The 26,013-nt window shown below is 53.0% G+C and carries 26 protein-coding genes and 1 pseudogene; 19 read left to right on the forward strand and 8 right to left on the reverse strand.

The features are described 5' to 3' along the window. Together JTI85_RS19145 and JTI85_RS19150 are read left to right on the forward strand one after the other, a co-directional pair. Nucleotides 1–408 (forward strand): annotated as a pseudogene (locus tag JTI85_RS19145) (alpha-glucosidase); the annotation flags it as partial. 145 nt (nt 409–553) lie between these two features. Continuing rightward, on the forward strand, nt 554–2,572 hold the full coding sequence (locus tag JTI85_RS19150; protein WP_219351909.1) for an FAD-dependent oxidoreductase: 2,019 nt from the start codon (nt 554–556) through the stop codon (nt 2,570–2,572). A gap of 54 nt (nt 2,573–2,626) precedes the next feature. Here the strand turns inward: JTI85_RS19150 and rlmG are convergent, their stop codons facing one another. Continuing rightward, nucleotides 2,627–3,763 (reverse strand): 23S rRNA (guanine(1835)-N(2))-methyltransferase RlmG, encoded by a 1,137-nt coding sequence (gene rlmG, locus JTI85_RS19155; RefSeq protein ID WP_142878634.1) that lies wholly within the window; start codon nt 3,761–3,763, stop codon nt 2,627–2,629. Nucleotides 3,764–3,847: 84 nt separating this feature from the next. Here rlmG and JTI85_RS19160 point away from each other — a divergent pair, with 84 nt between their 5' ends. From JTI85_RS19160 to sstT, 4 genes are all read left to right on the forward strand, one after another. Next, a complete protein-coding gene (locus JTI85_RS19160; RefSeq protein ID WP_044700945.1) occupies nt 3,848–4,348 on the forward strand; it encodes a M48 family metallopeptidase in 501 nt (166 codons plus the stop codon). A gap of 72 nt (nt 4,349–4,420) precedes the next feature. Next, nucleotides 4,421–5,419, forward strand: coding sequence for a Gfo/Idh/MocA family protein (locus tag JTI85_RS19165; protein ID WP_116360761.1), 999 nt, complete (start codon nt 4,421–4,423; stop codon nt 5,417–5,419). A gap of 270 nt (nt 5,420–5,689) precedes the next feature. Beyond that, nucleotides 5,690–6,658 (forward strand): TerC family protein, encoded by a 969-nt coding sequence (locus tag JTI85_RS19170; RefSeq protein WP_219351911.1) that lies wholly within the window; start codon nt 5,690–5,692, stop codon nt 6,656–6,658. 242 nt (nt 6,659–6,900) lie between these two features. Continuing rightward, complete coding sequence (sstT, locus tag JTI85_RS19175; protein ID WP_219351913.1) at nt 6,901–8,145, forward strand: serine/threonine transporter SstT; 1,245 nt, start codon at nt 6,901–6,903, stop codon at nt 8,143–8,145. 14 nt (nt 8,146–8,159) lie between these two features. Here the strand turns inward: sstT and JTI85_RS19180 are convergent, their stop codons facing one another. From JTI85_RS19180 to uxaC, 3 genes are all read right to left on the reverse strand, one after another. Next, the gene (locus tag JTI85_RS19180) at nt 8,160–8,714 is read right to left on the reverse strand and encodes a YgjV family protein (RefSeq protein WP_115642803.1); all 555 of its coding nucleotides are present in this window, start codon (nt 8,712–8,714) and stop codon (nt 8,160–8,162) included. A 134-nt stretch (nt 8,715–8,848) separates the two neighbouring features. Continuing rightward, the gene (locus tag JTI85_RS19185; protein ID WP_200045001.1) at nt 8,849–10,336 is read right to left on the reverse strand and encodes a UxaA family hydrolase; all 1,488 of its coding nucleotides are present in this window, start codon (nt 10,334–10,336) and stop codon (nt 8,849–8,851) included. Between the two features lie 160 nt (nt 10,337–10,496). Continuing rightward, on the reverse strand, nt 10,497–11,909 hold the full coding sequence (uxaC, locus tag JTI85_RS19190) for a glucuronate isomerase (protein ID WP_048213341.1): 1,413 nt from the start codon (nt 11,907–11,909) through the stop codon (nt 10,497–10,499). A 474-nt stretch (nt 11,910–12,383) separates the two neighbouring features. Between uxaC and exuT the strand changes: the two genes are divergently transcribed. From exuT to JTI85_RS19245, 11 genes are all read left to right on the forward strand, one after another. Next, nucleotides 12,384–13,685 carry a hexuronate transporter ExuT gene (gene exuT / locus JTI85_RS19195; protein WP_048213342.1) on the forward strand — a complete coding sequence of 434 codons (1,302 nt, stop codon included), beginning with the start codon at nt 12,384–12,386 and terminating at the stop codon, nt 13,683–13,685. A gap of 134 nt (nt 13,686–13,819) precedes the next feature. Then, nucleotides 13,820–14,596 (forward strand): transcriptional regulator ExuR, encoded by a 777-nt coding sequence (exuR, locus tag JTI85_RS19200; protein WP_005131459.1) that lies wholly within the window; start codon nt 13,820–13,822, stop codon nt 14,594–14,596. Nucleotides 14,597–14,945: 349 nt separating this feature from the next. Further along, nucleotides 14,946–15,608 carry a DedA family general envelope maintenance protein YqjA gene (yqjA, locus tag JTI85_RS19205; RefSeq protein ID WP_005131462.1) on the forward strand — a complete coding sequence of 221 codons (663 nt, stop codon included), beginning with the start codon at nt 14,946–14,948 and terminating at the stop codon, nt 15,606–15,608. 3 nt (nt 15,609–15,611) lie between these two features. Then, complete coding sequence (gene mzrA, locus JTI85_RS19210) at nt 15,612–15,995, forward strand: EnvZ/OmpR regulon moderator MzrA (RefSeq protein WP_048213343.1); 384 nt, start codon at nt 15,612–15,614, stop codon at nt 15,993–15,995. Between the two features lie 148 nt (nt 15,996–16,143). After that, nucleotides 16,144–16,512 (forward strand): DUF1090 domain-containing protein, encoded by a 369-nt coding sequence (locus JTI85_RS19215; protein ID WP_048213344.1) that lies wholly within the window; start codon nt 16,144–16,146, stop codon nt 16,510–16,512. 33 nt (nt 16,513–16,545) lie between these two features. Next, the gene (locus JTI85_RS19220; protein WP_003024832.1) at nt 16,546–16,851 is read left to right on the forward strand and encodes a YqjD family protein; all 306 of its coding nucleotides are present in this window, start codon (nt 16,546–16,548) and stop codon (nt 16,849–16,851) included. A gap of 2 nt (nt 16,852–16,853) precedes the next feature. Further along, nucleotides 16,854–17,249, forward strand: coding sequence for a phage holin family protein (locus JTI85_RS19225; protein WP_124021447.1), 396 nt, complete (start codon nt 16,854–16,856; stop codon nt 17,247–17,249). After that, complete coding sequence (locus JTI85_RS19230) at nt 17,249–17,548, forward strand: YqjK-like family protein (protein WP_048213346.1); 300 nt, start codon at nt 17,249–17,251, stop codon at nt 17,546–17,548. Before JTI85_RS19225 ends, JTI85_RS19230 begins: the two co-directional genes overlap by 1 nt. Nucleotides 17,549–17,723: 175 nt before the next feature. Then, the gene (locus tag JTI85_RS19235) at nt 17,724–18,116 is read left to right on the forward strand and encodes a DoxX family protein (protein WP_048213347.1); all 393 of its coding nucleotides are present in this window, start codon (nt 17,724–17,726) and stop codon (nt 18,114–18,116) included. A 71-nt stretch (nt 18,117–18,187) separates the two neighbouring features. Continuing rightward, on the forward strand, nt 18,188–19,174 hold the full coding sequence (yqjG, locus tag JTI85_RS19240) for a glutathionyl-hydroquinone reductase YqjG (RefSeq protein ID WP_199954581.1): 987 nt from the start codon (nt 18,188–18,190) through the stop codon (nt 19,172–19,174). Between the two features lie 124 nt (nt 19,175–19,298). Beyond that, nucleotides 19,299–19,664: a DUF805 domain-containing protein gene (locus JTI85_RS19245; protein WP_115601422.1), complete on the forward strand. Its 366-nt coding sequence runs from the start codon at nt 19,299–19,301 to the stop codon at nt 19,662–19,664. A gap of 37 nt (nt 19,665–19,701) precedes the next feature. Here JTI85_RS19245 and yhaJ read toward each other — a convergent pair whose 3' ends face one another. Continuing rightward, on the reverse strand, nt 19,702–20,598 hold the full coding sequence (gene yhaJ / locus JTI85_RS19250) for a DNA-binding transcriptional regulator YhaJ (protein WP_048213350.1): 897 nt from the start codon (nt 20,596–20,598) through the stop codon (nt 19,702–19,704). A 104-nt stretch (nt 20,599–20,702) separates the two neighbouring features. Between yhaJ and JTI85_RS19255 the strand changes: the two genes are divergently transcribed. Together JTI85_RS19255 and JTI85_RS19260 are read left to right on the forward strand one after the other, a co-directional pair. Next, entirely contained in the window at nt 20,703–21,404 is a 702-nt protein-coding gene (locus tag JTI85_RS19255) for a pirin family protein (RefSeq protein WP_101742427.1), read from the forward strand. A 26-nt stretch (nt 21,405–21,430) separates the two neighbouring features. Continuing rightward, complete coding sequence (locus tag JTI85_RS19260) at nt 21,431–21,580, forward strand: hypothetical protein (protein WP_121585086.1); 150 nt, start codon at nt 21,431–21,433, stop codon at nt 21,578–21,580. A 54-nt stretch (nt 21,581–21,634) separates the two neighbouring features. Here JTI85_RS19260 and JTI85_RS19265 read toward each other — a convergent pair whose 3' ends face one another. From JTI85_RS19265 to tdcG, 3 genes are all read right to left on the reverse strand, one after another. Further along, entirely contained in the window at nt 21,635–22,945 is a 1,311-nt protein-coding gene (locus tag JTI85_RS19265; RefSeq protein WP_200045000.1) for a serine dehydratase subunit alpha family protein, read from the reverse strand. A gap of 24 nt (nt 22,946–22,969) precedes the next feature. Beyond that, nucleotides 22,970–24,301 carry an amino acid permease gene (locus JTI85_RS19270; protein ID WP_200044999.1) on the reverse strand — a complete coding sequence of 444 codons (1,332 nt, stop codon included), beginning with the start codon at nt 24,299–24,301 and terminating at the stop codon, nt 22,970–22,972. A 282-nt stretch (nt 24,302–24,583) separates the two neighbouring features. Then, nucleotides 24,584–25,948, reverse strand: coding sequence for an L-serine ammonia-lyase (tdcG, locus tag JTI85_RS19275; protein WP_061068663.1), 1,365 nt, complete (start codon nt 25,946–25,948; stop codon nt 24,584–24,586). Between the last annotated feature and the right edge of the window lie 65 nt (nt 25,949–26,013).

Below are 26,013 nucleotides of genomic sequence, written 5' to 3' on the forward strand. Positions count from 1 at the left end.
GGTAAAGGACCGGAAGGCTGGTCACCGCTGTTTAACGGTGCGGCCACACAATCCCATGCGGATGCGGTAGTTAGCGTGATGCTCGATCCGAAAGAGTTCAACACATATGTCCCACTTGGCACCGCAGCACTGACCAATCCGGCCTTCGGCGCGGACATATACTGGCGCGGACGCGTCTGGGTGGATCAGTTCTGGTTCGGGCTAAAAGGGATGGCGCGTTATGGCTATCGCGCTGAAGCATTAAAACTGGCCGATACTTTCTTCCAGCATGCCAAAGGGCTGACGGCAGAAGGTCCAATTCAGGAAAACTACAACCCGTTGACCGGCGCACAGCAGGGCGCACCTAACTTCTCCTGGAGCGCCGCGCATCTCTACATGCTGTATAACGATTTTCTTAAACAGCAGTAACGTCGATTGGCTCTCCTGAAAAGGAGAGCCTCTTTTTTGAATCCCATCACAATCACGGCATTCCCCTTTTCCCTTTTACGCGGCGACAGCTAAATTAGTAACTCATCCGACCACATAACAATAATTTTACATACTGGACACCTTTATGAGCTATCCGTCGCTGTTCGCCCCGCTCGATTTGGGATTCACCACGCTTAAAAACCGCGTGCTGATGGGTTCAATGCATACCGGTCTGGAAGAGTATCCTGATGGTGCAGAACGGCTGGCCGCGTTCTATGCTGAACGCGCTCGTCACGGCGTAGCCCTGATTGTGACCGGAGGAATTGCGCCCGCGTTATCGGGCGTGGGTATGGAAGGCGGGGCGATGCTGAACGACACCAGCCAGCTCGCACACCATCGCGTCATTACCGATGCGGTTCACGATGAAGGCGGGAAAATCGCCCTGCAAATCCTGCACACTGGTCGCTACAGCTATCAACCGCATCTGGTTGCGCCTTCAGCCATTCAGGCCCCTATTAACCGCTTTACGCCGCATGAGCTGACGCACGATGAAGTGCTGCAACTGATTGAAGATTTTGCCCATTGCGCCCAACTGGCGCGGGAAGCGGGCTACGATGGCGTGGAAGTGATGGGATCCGAAGGGTATCTGATCAACGAATTCCTGACTCTGCGCACCAATCAGCGTAATGATGAATGGGGCGGCGAGTATGCCAACCGCATGCGTTTTGCCGTTGAGGTGGTACGGGCGGTACGCCAGCGCGCCGGCAATGACTTTATCATTATCTTCCGCCTGTCGATGCTCGACCTGGTGGAAAACGGCGGAACCTTCGACGAAACCGTCCAGCTTGCACAGGCGATAGAAGCTGCAGGCGCCACCATTATTAACACCGGTATTGGCTGGCATGAGGCACGCATTCCCACTATCGCGACCCCGGTACCGCGCGGCGCGTTTAGTTGGGTGACGCGAAAGCTGAAAGGGCATGTGACGATCCCACTGGTTACCACCAACCGCATTAACGATCCTAAAGTCGCCGATGATATTCTGGCCCGTGGCGATGCCGATATGGTGTCGATGGCTCGCCCGTTCCTCGCCGATGCCGAACTGCTGTCAAAAGCGCAAAGCGGACGAGCGGATGAGATCAATACCTGTATCGGCTGTAACCAGGCCTGCCTGGATCAGATCTTCGTCGGCAAAGTCACCTCTTGCCTGGTCAATCCGCGCGCTTGCCATGAAACCAAAATGCCGATCGTTGCGGCCACTCAGCCGAAAAATCTGGCGGTGGTCGGCGCGGGCCCTGCGGGTCTCGCTTTCGCCATTAATGCCGCCGCGCGCGGGCATCACGTTACGCTGTTTGACGCATATGGCGAGATTGGCGGGCAGTTTAATATCGCCAAACAGATCCCCGGCAAGGAAGAATTCTATGAAACCCTGCGCTACTACCGCCGGATGATCGACGTGACTGGCGTAACGCTGAAACTGAATCACTTTGTCAGCGCACGCGATCTGCACACCTTCGACGACGTGATCCTCGCCAGCGGGATCGAGCCGCGCATACCGCCGATCGAGGGGATCGATCACCCTAAAGTGCTGAGCTATCTCGACGTCCTGCGCGATAAAACGCCAGTGGGTAAACGCGTGGCGATCGTTGGCTGTGGCGGGATCGGTTTTGATACCGCCATGTATCTGAGCCAGCCTGGCGATCCCACCAGCCAGAACATTGCCGAGTTCTGCGTGGAATGGGGAATCGACACCAGTCTGCAACAGCCCGGCGGTTTACGTCCGGAAGGCCCACATCTACCCCGCAGCCCACGCCAGATAGTGATGTTGCAGCGTAAAGCCAGTAAACCAGGGCAAGGTTTAGGCAAAACAACGGGATGGATCCACCGTGCTACCCTGCTTTCACGCGGCGTAAAAATGATCCCGGCGGTGAGCTATCAGAAGATCGATGATGACGGGTTACACGTGATGATCAACGGCGAGCTACAGATCCTGAATGTGGATCACGTGGTGATTTGCGCCGGACAAGAGCCACGCCGTGAACTGGTCGATCCGCTGCACGCGGCAGGTAAAACTGTGCATCTGATCGGCGGCTGCGATGTGGCAATGGAACTGGATGCCCGACGCGCTATTGCACAAGGCACCCGACTGGCACTGGAAATTTAACGTCACGTCTTTCGTAGGCCGGATAAGGCGTTAGCCGCCATCCGGCACACGCGATTAGCGGCGACGACCAGTTTTGACCGCTTTCAGCACCACGAATTTATTATTGGTGGCGATGGTCACGCAGTTGCCGAAAATCTTCTTCAGCTTGTGGAAGTAGTCGAGGTGGCGGTTGGCCACGATGTACAGTTCACCATTGATTTTCAGGCAGCGGCGCGCGTGGTGGAACATCTCCCAGGCGATATTATCGGTCAACGCATGCTTCTGGTGGAACGGCGGGTTACACAACACAGCGTTAAAGCGGAAAGGCTCCACGCCAGACAGCGCGTTGTTGATCATAAACTCGCAGCGATCCAATGCTTCCGGCATGTTGCTTTCGACGTTCAGACGGCTTGAAGCCACCGCCATCGGCGATTCATCCACAAAGACCACGCTGGCTTGCGGGTTCTTCTCCAGCAAAGTCAGGCCAATCACACCGTTGCCACAACCGAGATCGACAATCTCGCCTTCGAGGTTTTCCGGCAGATGTTCCATAAAGAAGCGCGCACCAATATCCAGCCCGGTACGGGAGAAGACGTTGGCGTGGTTATGGATAGTCCACTCGGTGCCTTCCAGCTTCCAGCTCAACGTTTGCGAGGCAGCGGCCAGCTCAGGTTTGCTGAACGTACAGTTGATCAGACGGGCTTTTTTCCACGCCAGCGTCGTGGTGGTTGGCCCCAACACTTTTTCGAACAGCTCCAGCGTCGAGGTATGCACATCGCGCGCCTTCGCGCCCGCGATGATGCGCGTTTGTGGCGTCACCACTTCACGCAGCGCGCGCAGTTGCTGTTCCAGCAGCGCCATGGTTTTTGGCAGCTTAATCAGCACCACGCCCGGCGCCTGCGGATAGTCAGCGGTGCTGTCGAGGAATTTGACGCTCGACTCGGCAATATCGTTGTGACGCAGGTTCTCGCGTGTGGCAAGCTCGCTGAGATAAGAGTCGCCAATGCTATACGGCGTATGTTCCGCCAGCGCACAGCCCAGCGCGCCGAAAGTATCATTCAGGAGAAGCACCGGGCCGCTAATCTCGGTATCGTCCAGCTGTTGCAGCAGATATTCATCTGCAGCTTCCCACGCCAGCAGCGGGTTAACGTCATCCGTCTCCGGGAAACGTTTAAGTGACAGCGAACGGAAACCGTTGTCTATGTGGCTCATCGGCCCTCCTGAATGGTAAAATTTCGGCGTATCCCTGAAAAGGGTGCGTGAGTATACACTTTTTATACTTTATATGGGGCACTAATGAGTCAGTTGACCTATCTGCAAGGCTACCCGGAGAATTTACTTTCCCAGGTTCGTACGCTGATTGCTGAACAGCGTCTGGGGGCGGTGCTGGAGAAGCGCTATCCGGGTACGCATGACTTCGCGACCGATAAAGCGCTCTGGCAATATACCCAGGATCTGAAAAATCAGTTTCTGCGAAATGCCCCGCCGCTGAATAAAGTCATGTATGACAGTAAGATACACGTGCTGAAAAATGCGCTGGGACTGCATACTGCCGTCTCCCGCGTGCAGGGTGGCAAGCTCAAAGCCAAAGCGGAAATCCGCGTGGCGACCGTTTTTCGCAATGCCCCCGAACCCTTTTTACGCATGATCGTCGTGCATGAACTGGCGCATCTGAAAGAAAAAGAGCACGACAAAGCGTTTTACCAGCTCTGCTGCCATATGGAGCCTCAGTATCACCAACTGGAGTTCGATACCCGCCTGTGGTTAACGCAACAATCGTTAAAGCAAACTGCGTAGTCGCGCACTGGCTTTGTCTTCAGGGCATGCTAAATTGACGCAAGGATCCCTTTTCGCAGCCTGAAGGCCTTTATGATACGTTTCGCAGTAATTGGCACAAACTGGATCACCCGCCAGTTTGTCGATGCCGCCCATGAAACCGGCAAATATAAGTTAACCGCAGTCTATTCCCGTAGCCTTGAACAGGCACAGACCTTCGCCAACGATTACCCCGTCGAGCATCTGTTTACCTCGCTGGAGGCCATGGCGCAAAGCGACGCGATTGATGCCGTTTACATTGCCAGTCCGAACTCTCTGCACTTCCCGCAGACAACGCTGTTTCTACAGCACAAAAAGCATGTCATTTGCGAGAAACCGCTGGCCTCAAACCTGGCGCAAGCCGAAGCCGCCATCGCCTGCGCGCGTGAAAACCAGGTCGTGCTGTTTGAAGCATTTAAGACCGCCAGCCTGCCTAACTTCCTGCTGTTACAGGAATCGCTTCCCAAAGTTGGAAGAATCAGAAAAGCGTTTATCAATTACTGCCAGTACTCCTCGCGTTACCAGCGCTATCTCGACGGTGAAAATCCCAATACGTTTAATCCGGCATTCTCCAATGGCTCGATTATGGATATCGGTTTTTACTGCCTGGCCTCGGCGGTTGCGCTGTGGGGCGAACCACAGAGCGTTCAGGCCAGCGCCAGCCTGCTGGAAAGCGGCGTGGATGCCCACGGCGTGGTCGTACTCAATTACGGCGATTTTAGCGTCACGTTGCAGCACTCGAAAGTCAGTGATTCCGTACTGGCCAGCGAAATTCAGGGCGAATCAGGGTCACTGGTTATCGAGAAGATTTCCGAGTGTCAGAAAGTGTGCTTTATTCCGCGCGGGGGCAAAACGCAGGATCTTACGGTGCCTCAGCACATCAATACTATGCTGTATGAGGCAGAGGCGTTTGCTCATTTGGTTGAATCCGGCGAAGTGGATCACCCGGCACTGGCCGTCAGCCGTATCACCGCTAAACTACAAACGGAGATTCGCCGCCAGACCGGCGTGGTTTTCCCGGCAGACGAAACGGTAATCCCGCTGACTGCGTAAAAGTGTGTAAATGGAATGTTGCAGGCCATTGACTGAAAACATGGCCTGTAATATTTTGTAACCCGCAAAGGGGAGTAACTTCGTTGTCGGTTGATCGTCATTACGATGTGTGAAAAACCACATCCGGTCACCGGGCGATAACAAAGAAATACGCCATCGTATTCCTTTGTTGTTGTAAGTGAGACCTTGCCGAATGGCAAGGTCTATGCATAAAAAGCAGCGGCTAACGTCATTCGGCGTTGGCCGTTTTTTTATGCATGGGGAAATAAAATGAATACTGTCGGCACACCGTTGTTATGGGGTGGCTTCGCTGTTGTGGTGGTCATTATGCTGGCCATCGACCTGCTGTTGCAGGGTCGTCGTGGCGCGCACACGATGTCGATGAAGCAGGCTGCGGCCTGGTCAATCGTCTGGGTAACGTTGTCGTTGCTGTTTAACGCGGCATTCTGGTGGTACCTGACTGAGACTCAGGGCCGCGCCGTTGCCGACCCGCAGGCGCTGGCGTTCCTGACCGGCTATCTGATCGAGAAATCGCTGGCGGTAGATAACGTCTTTGTCTGGTTGATGCTGTTCAGCTACTTCTCCGTACCGCCTGCATTGCAGCGTCGGGTGCTGGTGTATGGTGTGCTGGGAGCCATTGTTCTGCGTACGATCATGATCTTCGCTGGCAGCTGGCTTATCACCCAGTTTGAGTGGCTGCTGTATGTGTTCGGCGCGTTCCTGCTGTTTACCGGAGTGAAAATGGCGCTGGCGAAAGAGGATGAATCAGGCATTGGCGACAAACCCTTAGTGCGTTGGCTGCGCGGCCATTTACGTATGACCGATACCATTGAAGACGAAAAATTCTTTGTGCGTAAAAACGGTCTGCTATTTGCGACGCCGCTGATGCTGGTATTGATCCTGGTTGAGCTGAGCGACGTGATTTTCGCCGTCGACAGTATTCCGGCAATCTTCGCCGTCACCACCGATCCGTTCATCGTGTTGACCTCGAACCTGTTTGCTATTTTAGGTCTGCGCGCGATGTACTTCCTGCTGGCAGGCGTTGCAGAGCGTTTCTCCATGCTGAAGTACGGTCTGGCGGTCATTCTGGTGTTTATCGGTATCAAGATGCTGATCGTCGATTTCTACCATATCCCGATCGCTATTTCGTTAGGCGTAGTGTTCGGTATTCTGTTTGTAACGCTGATTGTGAACGCGTGGGTCAACCACCAGCACGATAAAAAGCAGCAAATACAGTAACGTTATCTGCTAGCTGAAAAGCCCGACGGCACACTATGTGCGTCGGGCTTTTTGTTCATCATGTCAAAACAATGTTAATTCAAAGTTATAAAATATGATCTCAACGGGGAATCCAGGATATTTCTCTTCCCGAAGCGTTATCTTTCCTTATACTCAACCACGCAAACACTTTGTTACATCCAGAAAGATGCGTCGTAAGAGCGCACGATGGATGAGCAACAACACAATGAAAGGATCACGACATGACTACGCAACGTTCATCGGGGCTACTCTCGCGTTTGGCACAAGGGAGCCTGGTTAAACAAATTTTGATTGGCCTGGTACTGGGGATTTTACTCGCACTGGTATCAAAACCTGCGGCAGAAGCCGTTGGTTTACTGGGTACGCTGTTCGTCGGCGCATTAAAAGCCGTCGCGCCAATTCTGGTTCTGATGCTGGTCATGGCCTCTATCGCCAACCACCAACACGGGCAAAAAACCAATATCCGCCCGATTCTGTTCCTCTACCTGCTCGGAACGTTTTCAGCCGCGTTAGCGGCCGTCGTTTTCAGCTTCGCCTTCCCGTCGACACTGCACCTTTCCAGCAGCGCTGGCGATATCGTGCCGCCGACCGGCATTGTTGAAGTAATGCGTAGCCTGCTGATGAGCATGGTTTCTAACCCCATTGATGCCTTGGTTAACGCCAACTATATCGGTATTCTGGTCTGGGCCGTCGGTCTGGGCTTTGCGCTGCGCCACGGTAATGAAACGACCAAAAATCTGGTCAATGATATGTCCAATGCCGTCACCTTTATGGTGAAGCTGGTGATCCGTTTCGCCCCGATCGGCATCTTCGGCCTGGTCTCCTCCACGCTGGCAACCACCGGTTTTGCCACGCTGTGGGGCTACGCTCAACTGCTGACCGTGCTGGTCAGCTGTATGCTGCTGGTGGCGCTGGTGGTCAACCCGCTGCTGGTATTCTGGAAAATTCGCCGTAACCCGTATCCGCTGGTGCTGGCCTGTCTGCGCGAAAGCGGCGTGTACGCTTTCTTTACCCGTAGCTCTGCCGCCAACATTCCGGTGAATATGGCGCTGTGTGAAAAGCTGAATCTGGACCGTGATACCTACTCGGTATCTATCCCACTGGGCGCCACCATCAATATGGCGGGCGCGGCGATCACCATTACGGTGCTGACGCTGGCGGCGGTGAATACGCTGGGAGTCCCGGTTGATTTACCGACAGCGCTGTTACTGAGCGTGGTGGCGTCGCTGTGCGCCTGTGGCGCATCGGGCGTAGCGGGTGGCTCCCTGCTGCTGATCCCGCTGGCGTGCAATATGTTCGGTATTCCGAATGACATCGCCATGCAGGTGGTGGCCGTTGGCTTCATCATCGGCGTATTGCAGGATTCCTGTGAAACGGCGCTGAACTCATCAACTGACGTACTGTTTACCGCAGCAGCCTGCCAGGCTGAAGACGAACGTCTGGCAAATAACGCCCTGCGCGGCTAATCACAGCCCCTCCGTCATCGGGCGGAGGGCTTTTCTTGCTGTACGCTTTTTTCAATTTTGAACGGATCAATTCCGCGCTTTTGCATCCGCCGAAAGCGGATAATGTTCAGGCCGTTCATCACCAGAAAGCTGCCTTCGATCATCGTCCCGCCAATCGATCCTAACCAGAAATTATGAACAACCCAGCAGGCGGTTGCACACCACATCACACAGCGCACGGTTAGCCCTTTGCAACGAAACAGTGCCCAGGTACTGGCAAGCGTGCCAATAATAGGCAGTAGCTCCATAGCATGCTGCAATTTTGCCAACCCAAGAACCAGCGTGAGGACAATAAAAACGGTCATTACCCACAGTTTGCGGGTATGCATTGAGACGAGCGTGCGGATGGTATTAAGCTCAGCGCTCATTCCCGCGGGCCAGGCCCCCATCAGGAAAAAATGCACGCCAATGGTGGCGCTATAGACGGCGAGCTGTAGCCGGAACCGGCGCTCGTCACGATTAAAAAAAGTGGTAATACCGATCAGAAAGGCGATGACACCTACGCCCTGGGCCAGCCAATACGCGGTCATGCAAGCAACCCCAACTCCATTTTGTAGGCCGGATAAGGCGCGTTCGCCAGCATCCGGCAACGGTTTGTGCCTGATGGCGCTACGCTTATCAGGCCTACGGTTTGCGCAGACCTGCAGGCACCATCAGGGATTTATTACAGCGTCACTCCCGACTTAAACAGCGCGAGTTCCCGGAAATCGTTGCGCTCATTGCAGGTTTGCTTGCCGTTAGCAAACTCAACGATGGTATCGACAAACTCGTTCAGCAATTGCGGCATCGCTTTACCGTGGATTAGCTGCCCGGCATCAAAATCGATCCAATGCTTTTTCTTCGCGGCCAGCTCGCTGTTGGTCGCGATTTTCACCGTCGGTACAAAACCGCCGTACGGTGTACCGCGCCCGGTACTGAACAACACCATATGACAGCCGGCCCCCGCCAGCGCACTGGTCGCAACGGCGTCATTACCCGGAGCACTTAACAGATTCAGACCAGGCGTTTTCAGGCGTTCACCGTAGCGTAGTACATCGACAACTTTGCTGGAACCCGCTTTCTGTGTACAGCCCAGTGATTTATCTTCCAGCGTGGTGATACCACCCGCTTTGTTCCCCGGCGATGGGTTCTCGTAGATCGGCTGGTCGTGAGCAATGAAGTATTGCTTGAAGTCATTGACCATGGTCACCAGCTTACCGAAGGTTTCTTCATCGCGGCAGTGGTCCATTAATAGCTGCTCGGCACCGAACATCTCCGGAACTTCAGTCAGCACGGTAGTCCCGCCGTTGGCGATCACGTAGTCAGAGAAACGTCCCAGCATCGGGTTAGCGGTGATCCCGGACAAGCCGTCAGAGCCGCCACATTCCAGACCAAACTTCAGCTCGCCGAGTTTACCCGGCTCGCGCTTATCGTTACGCATCACGTTGTACAGCTGATGGAGATGTTCAATCCCTGCTTCCACTTCGTCTTCCTGATGCTGGCAGACCATAAAGTGAACGCGGTCAGGATCATACTCCCCTAACGTTTCGCGGAAAGCATCCACCTGGTTGTTTTCACAACCGAGGCCAACCACCAGCACCGCCCCCGCATTCGGGTGACGCACCATGTTTTGCAGCATGGTGCGAGTGTTGATGTGGTCATCGCCAAGCTGTGAACAGCCGTAGGTGTGGCTGAAGAGATGCACGCCGTCGATACCGTCAGCGTCATTCGTTTCTTTCAGGAAACGGTTCTGCATCTGGCGCGCCATGGCGTTGACGCAGCCTACGGTTGGCAGGATCCACAGTTCATTACGCACCCCAACGTCACCGTTCGCGCGACGATAAATCTGCACATCGCGATCGGCAGGTTGCGCGACTTCCGGCTGGAAATCAGGTTGGTAGCGATACGTGTCCAGGTCGCTCAGATTGGTGCGCGTGTTATGAGCATGAATATGCTCACCCGCCGCAACGTCCGCCAGCGTATGGCCGATTGGCAAACCGTATTTAATGACGTTTTCGCCTTTCGCAATATCGCGTAAAGCGAATTTATGACCGCGAGTCACCGCCTGGCGCAGGGTGACGACCTGACCATCAACGGTAACTTCCATCCCTTCAGCCAAATCAGCGAGCGCTACCGCGACGTTATCCAGCGCATGGATCTTGATGTATTGCATATCAACCCGGACCTTAGAGCCTATCTCAGTAGGCGTATATTGTCGCAGCCAGTTTGGACACGGACAGCGCGCAAAAACCGGAGCGTACACGCAGTACGTGAGGATTTTGAGCACTGCCCAGGTTCAAACTGGCAAGTAAAATAGCCTAATGGATAGGCTCTTAGTTCAGTTCAATGGCGAAGTAATCACGCGCATTGTTGAAGCAAATATTTCTCACCATCTCACCCAGCAGCTGGATGTCGGCAGGTGCTTCACCGGCGGCAACCCAACGGCCAATCATCTGGCACAGAATACGGCGGAAGTATTCATGGCGCGTGTAAGACAGGAAGCTGCGGCTATCAGTCAGCATACCCACAAAACGGCTCAGCAGACCGAGCTGTGCCAGTTGGGTCATCTGACGTTCCATCCCGTCTTTCTGGTCGTTGAACCACCAGCCGGAACCGAACTGCATTTTGCCCGGCATACCTTCGCCCTGGAAGTTACCGATCATGGTGCCCAGCACTTCGTTATCGCGCGGGTTCAGGCAGTACAGGATGGTTTTCGGCAGCAGGTTCTGTTCATTCTGCTTGCTTAGCAGTTTGGACAGTTCTTCAGCCATCGGACGATCGTTAATGGAGTCGAAACCGACATCCGCGCCCAGCAGTTTGAACTGACGCAGGTTGTTATTACGCAGTGCGCCAATGTGGTACTGCTGCACCCATTCGCGACGTGCGTATTCAGCGCCAAGGAACACCAGTACGGCAGTTTTGAACTGGGCAACTTCATGCTCGCTCAGAGTTTCACCCGCCAGACGACGCGCCAGGATGTTATCCAGTTCAGCTTCGTTAGACTCGGCAAACAACACCACATCCAGCGCATGGTCGGAGACTTTACAGCCGTGCGCAGCAAAGTGATCAAGACGTTTAGTAAGCGCGGTTTGCAGGTCGGTAAAGCGGCGGATCTCGGTGTCAGACACTTCACCGAGCTTCGCCATGTAATCGTTAAAGGTCGCCAGTTCAATGTTGAAGGCTTTATCCGGACGCCAGCTTGGCAGCACTTTGATAGCAAAGGTGCTGTCTTTCGCGACCGCTGCGTGATGCTCCAGAGAATCGATCGGGTCATCGGTGGTACCGACCATTTTCACATTCATCTGCTGCATGATTCCACGTGCGGAAAACCGATCCTGCGCCAGCAATTCGTTGCACTGATTCCAGATTTCATCGGCAGTTGCAGGAGACAACAGCTTACCTGTAATACCAAATGGGCGACGCAGTTCAAGATGCGTCCAGTGGTAGAGCGGGTTACCGATGGTGTGTGGGACCGTCGCGGCCCATGCATCAAACTTCTCGCGATCGGACGCATCACCGGTACACAAGCGTTCAGCGACGCCGTTAGTGCGCATGGCGCGCCACTTGTAGTGATCACCTTTCAGCCAGATGTCATACAGGTTATTAAAACGGTAGTTATCCGCGATTTGTTGCGGCGGCAAATGGCAGTGGTAGTCGAAGATTGGCTGGTCTTTAGCGTAATCATGATACAGACGGCGGGCAAATTCGGTATCCAGCAGGAAATCTTCAGTCATAAACGGGGTCATTATCGTCTTCCTCTCAGCGAGTGCGTCAGATTGCTTATGTTTTGATGTTGTCAAAGTTATCACACCAATTTCCATACGCTGAAGATATTTTCGTGAGTTAGATCAACAAATGATGACAAATAAATTACTCTCAAAGAGGTAAAACTCACGGCAAGCCGCGCCAGCACTGGCTTTGCTGAATCGAATTAATGACCACACGAAGATTCACACTTTTGTGATGGCACTCACCTTTTAAAGCTGTATGACAAGTTATCTTTTTGCCGTCGCGATACATAAGCCGACGGAATGCAAATTACCGATGGTCCGCCATCGGATTGACCGGTACGGAAACCGAATTAGCACAATCATTGACATGGCAAAGTTCGGGGCAGTGCCGGTTTTTTTTCGGTCACGCCCTTCGTAAAAGAACATCCTCCGCCCTGGACTGGAAGATGACCGCTCGTTAGCGGACATAACAAAACGATGAGGTTTTACATGCGTAAAATTAAAGGGTTACGTTGGTACATGATTGCACTGGTGACGCTTGGCACCGTGCTGGGTTACCTGACACGTAACACTGTGGCGGCAGCTGCGCCAACTCTGATGGAAGAGTTACACATCTCCACTCAACAGTATTCCTATATCATCGCAGCGTATTCTGCTGCTTACACCGTAATGCAACCCGTTGCTGGCTACGTGCTGGATGTGCTCGGCACCAAAGTAGGCTACGCGATGTTCGCCGTTCTGTGGGCCGTCTTCTGTGGTGCCACGGCTCTGGCTGGTAGCTGGGGTGGACTGGCACTGGCACGAGGCGCAGTCGGTGCCGCAGAAGCCGCGATGATCCCTGCGGGTCTGAAAGCCAGTTCAGAATGGTTCCCGGCAAAAGAGCGTTCGATTGCCGTAGGTTACTTTAACGTCGGCTCTTCTATTGGCGCGATGATCGCTCCGCCGCTGGTCGTGTGGGCTATCGTCATGCACAGCTGGCAGATGGCGTTCATTATTTCTGGTGCCCTGAGCTTCATCTGGGCGATGTCCTGGCTTGTCTTCTATAAGCACCCGCGCGACCAGAAAAAACTGTCTGACGAAGAGCGTGATTACATTCTTAACGGTCAGGAATCACAGCATAAAAACAGCACAGCGAAGAAAATGTCGCTTGGCCAGATCCTGCGTAACCGCCAGTTCTGGGGTATCGCACTGCCACGTTTTCTGGCAGAACCAGCCTGGGGGACATTCAACGCCTGGATCCCGCTGTTCATGTTTAAAGTCTACGGCTTTAACCTGAAAGAGATCGCGATGTTCGCGTGGATGCCAATGCTGTTCGCTGACCTGGGTTGTATCATCGGGGGTTACTTACCGCCACTGTTCCAGCGCTGGTTCGGCGTAAACCTGATCGTGTCCCGTAAAATGGTCGTCACCATGGGTGCACTGCTGATGATTGGCCCAGGGATGATTGGTCTGTTTACCAGCCCGTATATTGCTATTGCCCTGCTGTGCGTCGGTGGTTTTGCTCACCAGGCACTGTCTGGCGCGCTGATTACGCTCTCTTCTGACGTATTTGGCCGCAATGAGGTCGCGACAGCTAACGGCCTGACGGGGATGTCAGCCTGGCTGGCGAGTACTCTGTTTGCCCTGGTCGTTGGCGCCCTGGCTGATACCATCGGCTTTAGCCCGCTGTTCGCCGTACTGGCAGTATTCGACCTGCTCGGTGCGTTAGTCATCTGGACGGTACTGCAGAACAAATCGGCAAGCGAGATTGATTCAGGTCCGCAAACCGGCTCTCCCGCTACGCAAAATTAACCTGACGCTAGTCGTCATAGGTATATAATGCAGAGCCGCCAGTTAACTGGCGGCTTTTTTGTCGGTGCGAGTAGAGCCGCCATCGCAAAAGTGGTATAACAAATATAGTCTGCTGTATCATGCCTGGAGTGCATATGGAAATCACTGAACCACGACGTTTGTACCAACAACTTGCTGCCGATCTAAAAGAACGCATCGAGCAAGGCGTCTATCTGGTGGGCGATAAACTTCCCGCCGAGCGCTTTATTGCCGATGAAAAGAATGTCAGCCGTACCGTGGTTCGTGAAGCGATTATCATGCTCGAGGTTGAAGGCTACGTTGAGGTGCGTAAAGGATCAGGTATCCACGTCATCTCTAACCAACCCAAACATTATGTTGCTCCCGACGAGGGTCTGGAATTCGCCAGCTACGGTCCTTTTGAATTGCTGCAAGCGCGTCAGCTTATTGAGAGCAACATCGCCGAGTTTGCCGCCACCCAGGTGACCAAGCAGGACATCATGAAACTGATGGAAATCCAGGAGAAGTCGCGCAACGAAAAAAGCTTTCGTGACTCCGAATGGGACCTGCAGTTCCATGTTCAGGTCGCGCTAGCGACGCAAAACTCAGCTCTGGCCGCCATTGTTGAAAAAATGTGGACTCAGCGCGTTCACAACCCCTACTGGAAGAAATTGCACGATCACATTGATCTGCGCACGGTAGACAACTGGTGTGATGACCATGACCAGATCCTGCGGGCATTAATTCGCAAAGATCCGCATGCAGCCAAGCTGGCGATGTGGCAGCACCTTGAGAACACGAAACAGATGCTGTTTAACGAAACCAGCGATGATTTCGAGTTCAACGCGGATCGTTACCTTTTCACGGAAAATCCGGTCGTTCATCTGGATACCGCGGCAAACAGCACAAAATAAACGTTCTGACTTTCACAGGCGCGATAACAGCGCCTGTTTCTGACACTCAGTAAGCATTAGGTATAAAGTGTCAGCCTGTGTAAATCCTCTCGCCTCACTCCCTTGCGATCAGCAAAATCAGAGTTCAACTACCGTAATTTATATAACGGACAACGTTGACCTTTGTTACAATTAGATGCTATTTGAATTTTTATGTTTGAGAGCTTGCTTACTTCACAACTTTACAGGGAATAGTTCAGGCCGTGAATTTGTGTCAGACCGCGAACCATGTAAAAAACACCAATAAAATTGCGGCGTTACAAACTCCAGAAAACCGGCATGACAACAACCGATTCTCCAGGAATATTGAATGGAACTACTGACTCAATTATTGAATGCTTTATGGGCTCAGGATTTTGAAACTCTGGCCAATCCTTCCATGATTGGTATGCTGTATTTTGTACTGTTTACAATTTTGTTTCTGGAAAATGGGTTGCTACCCGCGGCCTTTTTACCTGGTGACAGTTTGCTGGTACTGGTCGGCGTTCTTATTGCCAAAGGCGCAATGGGTTTTCCGCAAACGGTACTGCTACTCACCACCGCAGCCAGCCTCGGTTGTTGGCTCAGCTATATTCAGGGCCGATGGTTGGGTAATACCCGCACTGTGCAGAACTGGCTTTCACATCTTCCGGCTCATTATCACCAACGCGCGCATCATCTTTTCCACAAGCATGGCTTATCCGCGCTGTTGGTCGGTCGCTTCATTGCGTTCGTCAGAACATTACTGCCGACCATTGCCGGGCTGTCAGGCCTGAATAATGCACGTTTTCAGTTCTTCAACTGGATGAGCGGGCTATTGTGGGTACTGATTCTGACCACGCTAGGCTATCTACTGGGCAAAACACCTGTTTTTCTTAAGTATGAAGATCAGCTCATGTCCTGCCTGATGCTGCTTCCTGTCGTATTACTGGTGGTTGGCCTGGCCGGTTCACTGGTTGTACTCTGGAAAAAGAAATACGGGAACCGAGGGTAAATTATGCTGAAATCACGCATAACGATCCGACGACTGGCCTGGTCCACCACCTTTATGTTGTTTATCGGCGCGTTGCTCCTGACCTGGTCGGTCATCCGCCAGCAGGAGTCAACGCTTGCCATTCGTGCTGTAAACCAGGGAGCCAGCATGCCTGATGGCTTCTCTATCTGGCATCATCTGGACGCCAACGGCATTCGCTTTAAAAGCATTACTCCGCAAAATGACGCGCTGCTGATCACCTTTGATTCCAGCGCGCAGAGCGCAGCCGCAAAGGTCGTGCTGGACCGAACGTTGCCACACGGCTTCGTTATCGCTCAACAGGATGATGACAATCAGGCAGTGCAGTGGTTATCTCGTTTACGGGATACACCGCACCGCTTTGGTTAATCTCCAGGAATCTGAATTAGATCACTCACTTTGGTGATTTCACCGTTTAGTGCCTATGATTAATAAACTGAAGCTATGACCTACAGCTTTATTATTCTGGAGCATCGACCACAAAACATCGGGTCGCATCACAATGGAAGGTTCAAGAATGAAATACCGCATCGCTTTGGCCATTAGCCTTTTCGCACTCAGCGCCGGCAGCTACGCGTCCACCCTCTGTCAGGAAAAAGAACAAGATATTCAGCGGGAAATTAGTTATGCCGAAAAGCACAATAATCAGAGCCGCATCAATGGGTTAAACAAAGCGCTTAGTGAAGTTCGGGCAAACTGTACTGACAGCAAACTGCGCGCGAATCACCAGAAAAAAATCGCAGAGCAGAAAAATGAGATAGCCGAACGTCAGCGTGATTTAGCCGAAGCTAAGCAAAAAGGCGATGCGGATAAAATCGCAAAACGCGAACGTAAGCTTGCAGAAGCTCAGAAAGAGCTGAAAGAACTTGAGACCCGCGATTACTAAGTAAGGTAACTACCCACTCACCTGGAGAAAACTATGTCAAAAGATAACGCTACGGAAAATCTGCGCGCTGAACTGAAATCCCTTGCGGATACGCTCGAAGAAGTACTGAGCTCCTCTGGCGATAAGTCGAAGGAAGAGATGAGTAAAATTCGCAGCAAAGCCGAACATGCGCTGCGCGAGAGCCGCCATCGTCTGAGCGAGACCAGCGATGTGATTGCTAAGCAAACCCGTGAAGCGGCCGCTAAAGCCGACAACTATGTGCGCGAAAACCCATGGACAGGCGTCGGCATTGGCGCTGCGGTCGGTGTGGTGCTTGGTGTACTGCTGTCGCGCCGCTAACAATGGCTGACTCTCAACACGCACAAGGTCCAGGCAAAAGCGTCCTGGGGATTGGACAACGGGTCCTGACGATTTTTGTTGAGATCGTAGAGACGCGGCTGCGGTTGGCCGTCGTTGAGCTGGAAGAGGAAAAAGCCAATCTCATCCAGATCCTGCTGATGCTTGGGCTGACCATGCTGTTTGCGGCGTTTGGTCTGATGAGCCTGATGGTGCTTATCATCTGGGCCATCGACCCTCAATATCGCCTGAACGCCATGATTGCCACTACCGTTGTGCTGTTGCTTTTAGCGCTTATCGGTGGGCTATGGACGTTGCGAAAAGCGCGTAAAACAACGCTGCTGCGCCATACGCGCAATGAACTCGCTAACGACAGGAAGGCCCTGGAGGATGAGGCATAATGAGCAGTAAAGTCGAACGTCTACAGCGTAAGGCGCAACTGCTTGGACAGATCCAGCAGCAACGGCTGGATCTGTCAGCTACTCGCCGCGACTGGCTGGAGGCTACTGAAGTCTACGATCGCGGCTGGAAAACGCTGTTGAACCTGCGTGGTTGGGTGTTAGTCGGGAGCAGTATTATGGCGGTTCGCACCATCCGTAATCCGAACCTGCTGGTACGCTGGGCCAAACGCGGCTTTAGCGCCTGGAGCATCTGGCGTCTGGTGAAATCGACCATCAGACAACAGCAGTTGCGCGGCTGATCCCCTCACCTTCCACCTAACCTCAAATTTTTTGAAAATTTCTGACAGTTTTCCTTGCTAACAATTCTCATTAGCCACGTTTATTATTCTCTTCATCGACAGCAATGACGCCCTCTGCGGCGTCGTTGCACAAAAAAACACAATAAGCCGCCTGAGTGGTTTCCTGGAGAGTATGATGAAGAAATTAGAAGATGTTGGTGTACTGGTAGCGCGCATTCTGATGCCAATCCTGTTTATTACCGCAGGTTGGGGAAAAATCACCGGATATGCGGGTACCCAACAGTACATGGAAGCCATGGGCGTCCCAGGATTTATGTTGCCGCTGGTGATTCTGCTTGAGTTTGGCGGCGGTCTGGCAATTCTGTTCGGTTTCCTGACCCGTACTACCGCGCTGTTCACCGCAGGCTTCACGCTGCTGACGGCATTCCTCTTCCACAGCAACTTTGCGGAAGGTGTGAACTCTCTGATGTTTATGAAAAACCTGACCATCTCAGGCGGCTTCCTGCTGCTGGCTATCACCGGTCCGGGCGCATTCAGTATTGACCGCGTACTGAATAAAAAGTGGTAAGCAAACTATACTGAACACATCAAAAAGCGAGGAGATATCTCCTCGCTTTTGCTATCTGAGGAGCGAAAATTATGGGACAACTCATTGACGGCGTCTGGCATGACACCTGGTACGACACCAAATCAACCGGGGGGAAATTTCAACGCTCTGCATCGGCTTTCCGTAACTGGCTCACCGCGGATGGCGCCCCAGGCCCAACGGGTGAAGGTGGCTTCACCGCCGAAAAAGACCGCTATCACCTGTACGTTTCTCTGGCCTGTCCGTGGGCGCATCGCACGCTGATTTTGCGTAAACTCAAAGGGCTGGAACCGTTTATTTCCGTTTCCGTTGTCAATCCGCTGATGCTGGAAAACGGCTGGACCTTTGATGACAACTTCCCAGCGGCCACCGGCGATACGCTTTACCAGCACGAGTTTCTCTATCAACTGTATTTACACGCCGATCCGCACTACAGCGGCCGGGTAACGGTTCCGGTGCTGTGGGATAAAAAAAATCACACCATCGTGAGCAACGAATCTGCAGAAATCATCCGCATGTTTAACACTGCGTTTGATGCGCTGGGTGCGAAAGCCGGGGATTACTATCCACCGACTCTGCAAAGTAAAATTGACGATCTGAACAGTTGGATTTATGACAACGTCAATAACGGCGTGTATAAAGCGGGATTTGCCACCAGCCAGGAAGCTTACGACGACGCCGTAGAAAAAGTCTTTCAATCGCTGGCTCGACTGGAGCAGATCCTGGGTCAGCATCGCTACCTGACCGGCGACCAGCTAACTGAGGCCGATATTCGCCTGTGGACCACGCTGGTACGTTTTGATCCGGTTTATGTCACCCACTTCAAGTGCGACAAACACCGCATCAGTGACTACCTGAATCTGTACGGTTTTCTGCGTGATATCTACCAGATGCCAGGCATTGCGGAGACCGTCAATTTCGATCACATCCGCAATCACTACTTCCGTAGCCACAAAACGATCAACCCGACCGGCATTATTTCTATCGGCCCGTGGCAGGACCTCAGCGAACCTCATGGACGTGACAGCCGTTTTGCATAATTTACACAGGTCTCCGTTTGGGGCCAAATAATTAATACTACAAACATTTACCAGCATTCCATTCGCAGCTATTCTTAATTTGATTGCTTTAAAAACAAGTAATTGAACGCAGAACGAGGCGAAAATGGATTGGTATTTAAACGTATTAAAGAACTACTTTGGTTTTGGTGGTCGTGCACGGCGCAAAGAGTACTGGATGTTTATTTTGGTCAACATCATCTTTACGTTCGTGCTGAGCGTGTTAGACAGGATGTTTGGCTGGCAACGCACCGGGGGAGAAGGCATATTAACAACGATTTATGCAATTCTGGTTTTTATACCGTGGTGGGCAGTACAGTTCCGGCGTTTACATGACACCGACCGTTCAGCCTGGTGGCTACTGGTGCTGCTGATCCCGATCGTCGGCTGGTTGGTCATCATTATTTTCAACTGTCAAAACGGCACACCGGGGAGCAACCGCTTCGGCGCTGACCCCAAACAGTTGTCCTGAATTTAAATACGCCCCTTCCGTTGAAGGGGCGTATTTCTTATTTCCCGGCAAACAGCTTGGGGATTTCCCGCAAACACCAGGACTTCGCTTCGCCCATACTGTCCCGACGCCAGGCCATGATGATATCTATTTCGTTTGTCGATTCCGGGCTAACCACACGCAGCCGGCCAGCCGCAATATCCGCTTCCACCAGCGGGTATGGCATCGTCGCCACGCCAAGTCCAGCCAACAGCGCCTGGCGTTTATCTTCTATCGTACTCACCGTCAGGCGTGGTTGTTTATCGAGAAGCTGAACTGTCAGCACCGGGCGCTCACGGGCAGTATCCGCCACCGCTATGCCCCGGTATTTCACACGAGTGACTTCTGACAACGGTTCCGGCTCCTGGTGGATCGGGTGATCCGGCGCCGCCACATAGACGTTCATCAGCGAGTACAGCTTGCGCGAGTTAATTTCTGAGGATGAGCGGAAATGCATATCCGGCGCAATCACGATATCCGCTCTGCCCTGCTCCAGACGCTCCCACGCCCCGGCCAGCACTTCAGTGATGACGGAAAGCTGCGTGTTCGCCTTTCCGGCAAGGCGGTCGATAAGCGGGAAGAATGCCGCCGTTGGCACCAACGCTTCAGTGACAATCGTCAGATGCGTTTCCCAACCACGGGCCAGTGCTTCAGCATCGGTCGTCAGTTTATCCGCAGCCTCCAGCAACACGCGGCCACGTTCAAGCAGCATACGCCCGACGTTGGTAAATTTTGTGCGGTGACCTGAGCGGTCAAACAGCACCACGTCCAGCTCTTCTTCCAGTTTCTGCATGGTGTAGCTGAGGGCGGAAGGTACGCGTCCCAGTTCATCTGCCGCGGCGGCAAAGCTGCCGCGCCTGTCTATTGCGTCCATGACGCGTAACGCTTCAAGCGTTAAAGCCCGTTCTTTGGCCATCTCGTTCTCATTCAGGAAATTTGAACATACCGGGCAGAATATCTGGCTAACAATGCAGCGTCTAGCCATTTAACATAAAAGGAAGTAAAGAGAGGTCAAGAACTATGATTACTACCCGTACAGCCAAACAATGCGGGCAAGCAGACTACGGCTGGCTGCAGGCCCGTTATACCTTCTCCTTTGGACACTATTTTGATCCTAAACTGCTGGGTTATGCCTCGCTGCGTGTTCTGAACCAGGAAGTTCTGGCACCGGGGGCCTCTTTCCAGCCACGTACCTATCCAAAGGTTGATATCGTCAATCTGATCCTCGAAGGGGAAGCAGAGTATCGCGACAGCGAAGGTAACCATATTCAGGCCAAAGCCGGAGAGGTGTTACTGCTCGCTACGCAACCTGGGATCAGCTACAGCGAGCACAATATCAGCAAAGATAAGCCCCTGACCAGAATGCAGCTATGGCTGGACGCCTGCCCGCAGCGCGAAAACACCTGCGTGCAAAAAGCGACGCTGAATGCCGGCAAACATCAACTGCTTGCTTCACCGGACGGTGAACAGGGTAGCCTGCATCTTCGCCAGCAGGTCTGGGTACATCATGTTGAGTTGCAAAAAGGTGAATCACTGAGTTTTCAGTTACATGGACCTCGCGCATATTTGCAGTCGATCCATGGCACGTTCCACGCGGTCACTTCAGGTGCCGAAAAAGAGGCGCTCACCTGCGGTGATGGCGCATTTATTCGTGATGAAACTAACATAACGTTAGTTGCCGATACCCCATTGCGCGCTTTGCTGATAGATTTGCCCGTATAGTCATTGGAATCAAGGGAGTACGACTATTGAGCAAGAAGTCATCAAAAAAACACCAGCCGCAGGCTGCGCCGAAAAAACAGGAAACAGTTCCCTTCGGCTATGAAGAAATGCTGACAGAGCTGGAGGCGATTGTGGCCGATGCTGAGCTACGGCTGGAAGATGAAGAAGCCGCCTGAAAAGGCGGCTTTGACTTAGGCCGGGTGACGACTCCGCCTTACCCGGCCAGGAGATTAATGTGCCTTACTGGCCATGATCTCAATGATCTGCTTGTCGGTTTCCTGCATCGAACGACACGCCAGCGCACACAAGTTAGAGATAGATTGCTCCACGTTATGCGCCACAATGCCTTCATTCCCCGTCACTGCGGTATCGTCCAGCGCCATGAGTACCGCTTTCCAGGCTGCTGACGCACTGGTAGAGACTTTCATTGCGCAACTGTTCGAGGCGCCATCGCAAATCATCCCACTCACGTCGCCAATCATGCTGCTGATCGCCATCGCGATGGTGTTGTAGCGACCATCTACGATCCATGCCATCCCCGCCGCGGCGCCCATTGCGGCCGTGGTTGCCGCGCACAGCGCAGACAAACGCGGAAGCTGATGATGGATGTAAATAGCGCTCAGGTGAGACAGCATCAGCGCACGCGCCAGTTTCTCCTCATCTGCGCCAAAATGCTCAGCTACCACCATCACTGGGACGGTGGCGGTAATCCCCTGATTACCAGAACCGGAGTTGCTCATGGCCGGCAGCGTCGCCCCGCCCATTCGCGCATCCGATGCCGCGCTGGTACGAATAAGAATGGCAGTGGAGAGATCGTTCGCCAGCAGACCACGTGCGCACTGCTTCTCCAGCGTAGTTCCGATGTGCAAGCCCCAGTTGCCGCGCAGTCCTTCCTGAGACAGCGCACCGTTCAGTTTTGCCGCATCAAGAATAAAGCGGATTGACTCAAACGGTACCGCGTTCACGAACGCCAGAATCTCTTCCAGCGATGTGTGAGACAGTACCGCCAGCGGTGACTCTTGCTTCTCTTCCTCAGCGTTCTGTTCTGTTGTGAACACCACGCCGTTATTGGTCTCGATGTGTACAATGTTGGTATGACCGCCGACAATCGTCACGCACACCCATCCTTCAGCACCGTAAACCTTCGCGCGGGAAAAGAGGATGTCCTCGCAAGGCTCCTGCAGCATCACAGCAACCTTCCCTGCGTTAAGCATCGTTTTCGCATCAGCAATCGCTTGTGGCGACGCGTCTTTCAGTACTTCTAACCCAGCCTCGGCATTTCCCCCCAAAGCCCCCAGCGCAGCCGCTACGGGAAGACCTACCATCCCGGTACCCGGCACGGTAACGCCCATGCCGTTTTTCATCAGGTTTGGTGAGACCCACGCATCAATGCGTTCCACCGCGCCGTCCAGCTCAGCAGAAGCGACGGCCGCAGCCAGAGCCAGAGAGATAGGTTCAGTACAACCCAGCGCAGGTTTTACTTCTTCCTGCACCGCGCGAATAAAACTATCCCATAATGGATTCAATGTAGTCTCAAACATAACAACAACCCTTGCTCAGATAACTCAGGAAAATGCCAGGAACGGAGAAACGCACAACAACAGGCCGGTGACGATAATCAGGTACAGAGAGGCGCCTTTGTATTTGTGCAATGCAGGAACTTTGTAGACCAGCCAGGCGGGGATCAAGCAGCCCACCATGCCGAAGATTGGGCTACAAATAGAGGTGAAGCTCAGCACCGGCGCATTGAGCACAATTGCACTCCAGGCCAGCAGGATGGCAAAAATCATAATGCCGCGCTGAACCAGGGTTTCGTTGATTTTCTCGGCTGGCATTTTGCGGCGCAGCACGTTCATTACGATCCCCTGAGTCGCTTCACGAAAGCCTAAGTAAACACCGAAGAAGGCGGTCATCACGGCGAAAATGTTCAGGATAACGCTGACGATTTTCACCCAACCTGCACCATCACCACTGATAAACTGCGCAGCAATCGCCAGAGCGGAAATGTTCTGCTCATAGGCTTTAACCGCTTCGTCATGCCCCATCGCCAGCGTGAAGGAAACGGCGTAGAAAAAGACGGTGACAAACAGAATACCGAATGCGATGTTCATAGCACGCAGAGCTTTATGGCGTGCCACCTCAATCGATTTCTCACGAGAGCGGTACGAAATAACCATCGGGCTTAGCGTCTGAATAAACAGAATTGAAGTCAGGGTAAACGGCAGCGTGATAATTGCGTTTTTGATCAGCAGCGCCATCGGCGGCAGTGAGCCCGCGTTATACAAATGCCACATTCCCACCATCGATACACCAAGCGCAGCCACCACCAGCAGCTTGGTCAGCACCATGCCGGTGGAGATTTTAAACAGCAGTTTTTCTCCGCGTGACGAGATGGCCACCAGGATGCAAATCAGCACCAGGCCATAGAACGGGCTGTCGGACAGTAAACCTTCAGTAACGCCAAAAGTGTGCAGATAAGAGGCGCTATCGTTAGTGATAGCCGTGGAGTAGACGAACATCCAGATTACCAGCATCACAAAATATAATGCGCCTAACAGGATGCCCCAGTTTTTACCCAAATAGCCGCTGATTACGCTCGGGTAGTCTTTGCATTCCGGAGATTCCGCCAGCGTGTTAATAAACAGGCGCTGGAACAGATACATGGCTGGGTAGCCAATGATAGAGGACAGCAAGAACACCCACAGCCCCATCAACCCGACCTGGACAGGAAGAAAAACAATCCCCGCACCAATCGCCATACCGATACTCATAATGACCCAGCCGGTATCCGTGCTGTCGAACTGAATAGCTTCCCGCCATTCGCTTTCGGTCATTCCCGCCCGACGCGCAGGCGCTGATGCGTCGAGTATTACGCTGTTATTCGTTGCCGTTTCCATAAAAATCTCGCTCAAAATGTAGGGTAAGGTTTTATTATTTTTCCGTTCCGCATCAATGCGATACGCGGTACGAGTCGTGCAGGCGAGTTCGTTAGAATGGAGAAATCATACGCCGAGGGTCAGAGAAAAACTTCACATAAATACCCCTTCATTTCATGATGTTTAATAAAATTATTCTATTTTATATTTACAAAATGGGATTATTTTCTATTTTTGAAGCAGATCACAACAAAAAAAGGGCGCACTCAAGTGCGCCCAAAGGAGAAATAAACACAAATTCAGTTAAGTGCAAATCACTTTGATAGCCAGGCCTCCACGTGAAGTTTCACGGTATTTGTCGTTCATGTCTTTGCCCGTCTCATACATGGTCTCGATCACTTTATCGAGCGAAACGCGTGGTTCTGACGTCCTACGTAGCGCCATGCGCGCGGCGTTGACGGCTTTCACTGCGTTGATCGCATTACGTTCAATGCACGGGATTTGCACCTGCCCGGCCACCGGATCGCAGGTCAGCCCCAGGTTATGCTCCATAGCGATTTCCGCCGCAATACACACCTGAGACGGGCTACCGCCAAGCAACTCTGTCAACCCGGCAGCCGCCATTGAACAGGCTACGCCAATTTCCCCCTGGCAGCCGACTTCGGCACCCGAAATCGAGGCATTCATCTTATACAGCGCACCTATCGCCCCCGCGGCCAGCAAATAACGGGCGATGGAGTTGGCATTCACCGGACGGCGGAACTTGTCGTAATAGGCCAGGACGGCGGGAATAATCCCGCATGCACCGTTGGTCGGTGCGGTCACCACCCGACACCCGGCGGCGTTTTCTTCGCTCACGGCCAGCGCGAACATGTTGATCCAGTCAATGACGTTCATCGGGTCGCTGGACAGGTTGTCGCTGGAAACCAGCAGCCGACGCAGTGCCACGGCGCGACGCGGTACATTAAGCGGGCCCGGAAGCACACCTTCGGTATTCATGCCGCGCTCAATCCCGGCATGCATGACGTCCCAAATGGCAGCAAAGCCAGCATCGATTTCTTCTTTGCTTCGCATCGCCAGTTCGTTTTGCATCATCAGGCCGGAAACAGACAGCCCGTTGCGCTCACACAGTTTCAGCAGTTCGCTGGCGGAATGAAAATTGTAGGGCACGTGTGCTTCAACATCATGCGCCTGACCAAATTGCTCCTCTTCAACGATAAAACCACCGCCGACGGAGTAATAGGTTTTGCTTAACAGCGTCTCGCTGCCGTTCCACGCGGTGATACGCATACCATTTTCATGGCGCGGCAGCGTTTCGGCGTGAAAGAGAATATTTTCGTCTGGGGAGAAATCGACAATATGCGTGCCCTCTGCCACCGGTAAACGTCCGGTACGGGCTACTTCCTGAGTAAAACCAGCGATTGAATCTATATTAACGTTTTGCGGACTGTTACCGGCCAGCCCCATCATGATGGCGACATCTGTCGCATGACCTTTTCCGGTCAGGGAAAGCGATCCATAAAGATCGACCACAATATGTGTGGCCCTGGGAAGTTCCCCGCTGCTGACCAACAGATCAATAAAGCTTTTACCTGCATTCATTGGCCCCACGGTATGGGAGCTGGAAGGTCCAATGCCAATCTTGAAAATATCGAATGCGCTAATCATATCCACACCCTCGGATTGCCGTTCAGTGAAGACCAGGTTTCACACTCATTAAGGATCGGGGCGAT

Origin of the sequence: Citrobacter sp. Colony219 (genome assembly GCF_019382635.1) — a bacterium.
Classification (GTDB): Bacteria; Pseudomonadota; Gammaproteobacteria; order Enterobacterales; family Enterobacteriaceae; genus Citrobacter; species Citrobacter youngae.

What these genes read in the sequence shown, in the direction of transcription:
- JTI85_RS19215 (WP_048213344.1), top strand. Translation starts at nt 16,144, where the DNA reads ATGAAATACCGCATCGCTTTGGCCATTAGCCTTTTCGCACTCAGCGCC.
- tdcG (WP_061068663.1), bottom strand. Translation starts at nt 25,948, where the DNA reads ATGATTAGCGCATTCGATATTTTCAAGATTGGCATTGGACCTTCCAGC.
- exuR (WP_005131459.1), top strand. Translation starts at nt 13,820, where the DNA reads ATGGAAATCACTGAACCACGACGTTTGTACCAACAACTTGCTGCCGAT.
- yhaJ (WP_048213350.1), bottom strand. Translation starts at nt 20,598, where the DNA reads ATGGCCAAAGAACGGGCTTTAACGCTTGAAGCGTTACGCGTCATGGAC.
- JTI85_RS19235 (WP_048213347.1), top strand. Translation starts at nt 17,724, where the DNA reads ATGAAGAAATTAGAAGATGTTGGTGTACTGGTAGCGCGCATTCTGATG.
- JTI85_RS19185 (WP_200045001.1), bottom strand. Translation starts at nt 10,336, where the DNA reads ATGCAATACATCAAGATCCATGCGCTGGATAACGTCGCGGTAGCGCTC.
- JTI85_RS19230 (WP_048213346.1), top strand. Translation starts at nt 17,249, where the DNA reads ATGAGCAGTAAAGTCGAACGTCTACAGCGTAAGGCGCAACTGCTTGGA.
- JTI85_RS19255 (WP_101742427.1), top strand. Translation starts at nt 20,703, where the DNA reads ATGATTACTACCCGTACAGCCAAACAATGCGGGCAAGCAGACTACGGC.
- JTI85_RS19245 (WP_115601422.1), top strand. Translation starts at nt 19,299, where the DNA reads ATGGATTGGTATTTAAACGTATTAAAGAACTACTTTGGTTTTGGTGGT.
- rlmG (WP_142878634.1), bottom strand. Translation starts at nt 3,763, where the DNA reads ATGAGCCACATAGACAACGGTTTCCGTTCGCTGTCACTTAAACGTTTC.
- JTI85_RS19270 (WP_200044999.1), bottom strand. Translation starts at nt 24,301, where the DNA reads ATGGAAACGGCAACGAATAACAGCGTAATACTCGACGCATCAGCGCCT.
- JTI85_RS19165 (WP_116360761.1), top strand. Translation starts at nt 4,421, where the DNA reads ATGATACGTTTCGCAGTAATTGGCACAAACTGGATCACCCGCCAGTTT.
- yqjA (WP_005131462.1), top strand. Translation starts at nt 14,946, where the DNA reads ATGGAACTACTGACTCAATTATTGAATGCTTTATGGGCTCAGGATTTT.
- JTI85_RS19180 (WP_115642803.1), bottom strand. Translation starts at nt 8,714, where the DNA reads ATGACCGCGTATTGGCTGGCCCAGGGCGTAGGTGTCATCGCCTTTCTG.
- JTI85_RS19265 (WP_200045000.1), bottom strand. Translation starts at nt 22,945, where the DNA reads ATGTTTGAGACTACATTGAATCCATTATGGGATAGTTTTATTCGCGCG.
- JTI85_RS19160 (WP_044700945.1), top strand. Translation starts at nt 3,848, where the DNA reads ATGAGTCAGTTGACCTATCTGCAAGGCTACCCGGAGAATTTACTTTCC.
- JTI85_RS19220 (WP_003024832.1), top strand. Translation starts at nt 16,546, where the DNA reads ATGTCAAAAGATAACGCTACGGAAAATCTGCGCGCTGAACTGAAATCC.
- JTI85_RS19225 (WP_124021447.1), top strand. Translation starts at nt 16,854, where the DNA reads ATGGCTGACTCTCAACACGCACAAGGTCCAGGCAAAAGCGTCCTGGGG.
- uxaC (WP_048213341.1), bottom strand. Translation starts at nt 11,909, where the DNA reads ATGACCCCGTTTATGACTGAAGATTTCCTGCTGGATACCGAATTTGCC.
- mzrA (WP_048213343.1), top strand. Translation starts at nt 15,612, where the DNA reads ATGCTGAAATCACGCATAACGATCCGACGACTGGCCTGGTCCACCACC.
- JTI85_RS19150 (WP_219351909.1), top strand. Translation starts at nt 554, where the DNA reads ATGAGCTATCCGTCGCTGTTCGCCCCGCTCGATTTGGGATTCACCACG.
- exuT (WP_048213342.1), top strand. Translation starts at nt 12,384, where the DNA reads ATGCGTAAAATTAAAGGGTTACGTTGGTACATGATTGCACTGGTGACG.
- JTI85_RS19170 (WP_219351911.1), top strand. Translation starts at nt 5,690, where the DNA reads ATGAATACTGTCGGCACACCGTTGTTATGGGGTGGCTTCGCTGTTGTG.
- yqjG (WP_199954581.1), top strand. Translation starts at nt 18,188, where the DNA reads ATGGGACAACTCATTGACGGCGTCTGGCATGACACCTGGTACGACACC.
- sstT (WP_219351913.1), top strand. Translation starts at nt 6,901, where the DNA reads ATGACTACGCAACGTTCATCGGGGCTACTCTCGCGTTTGGCACAAGGG.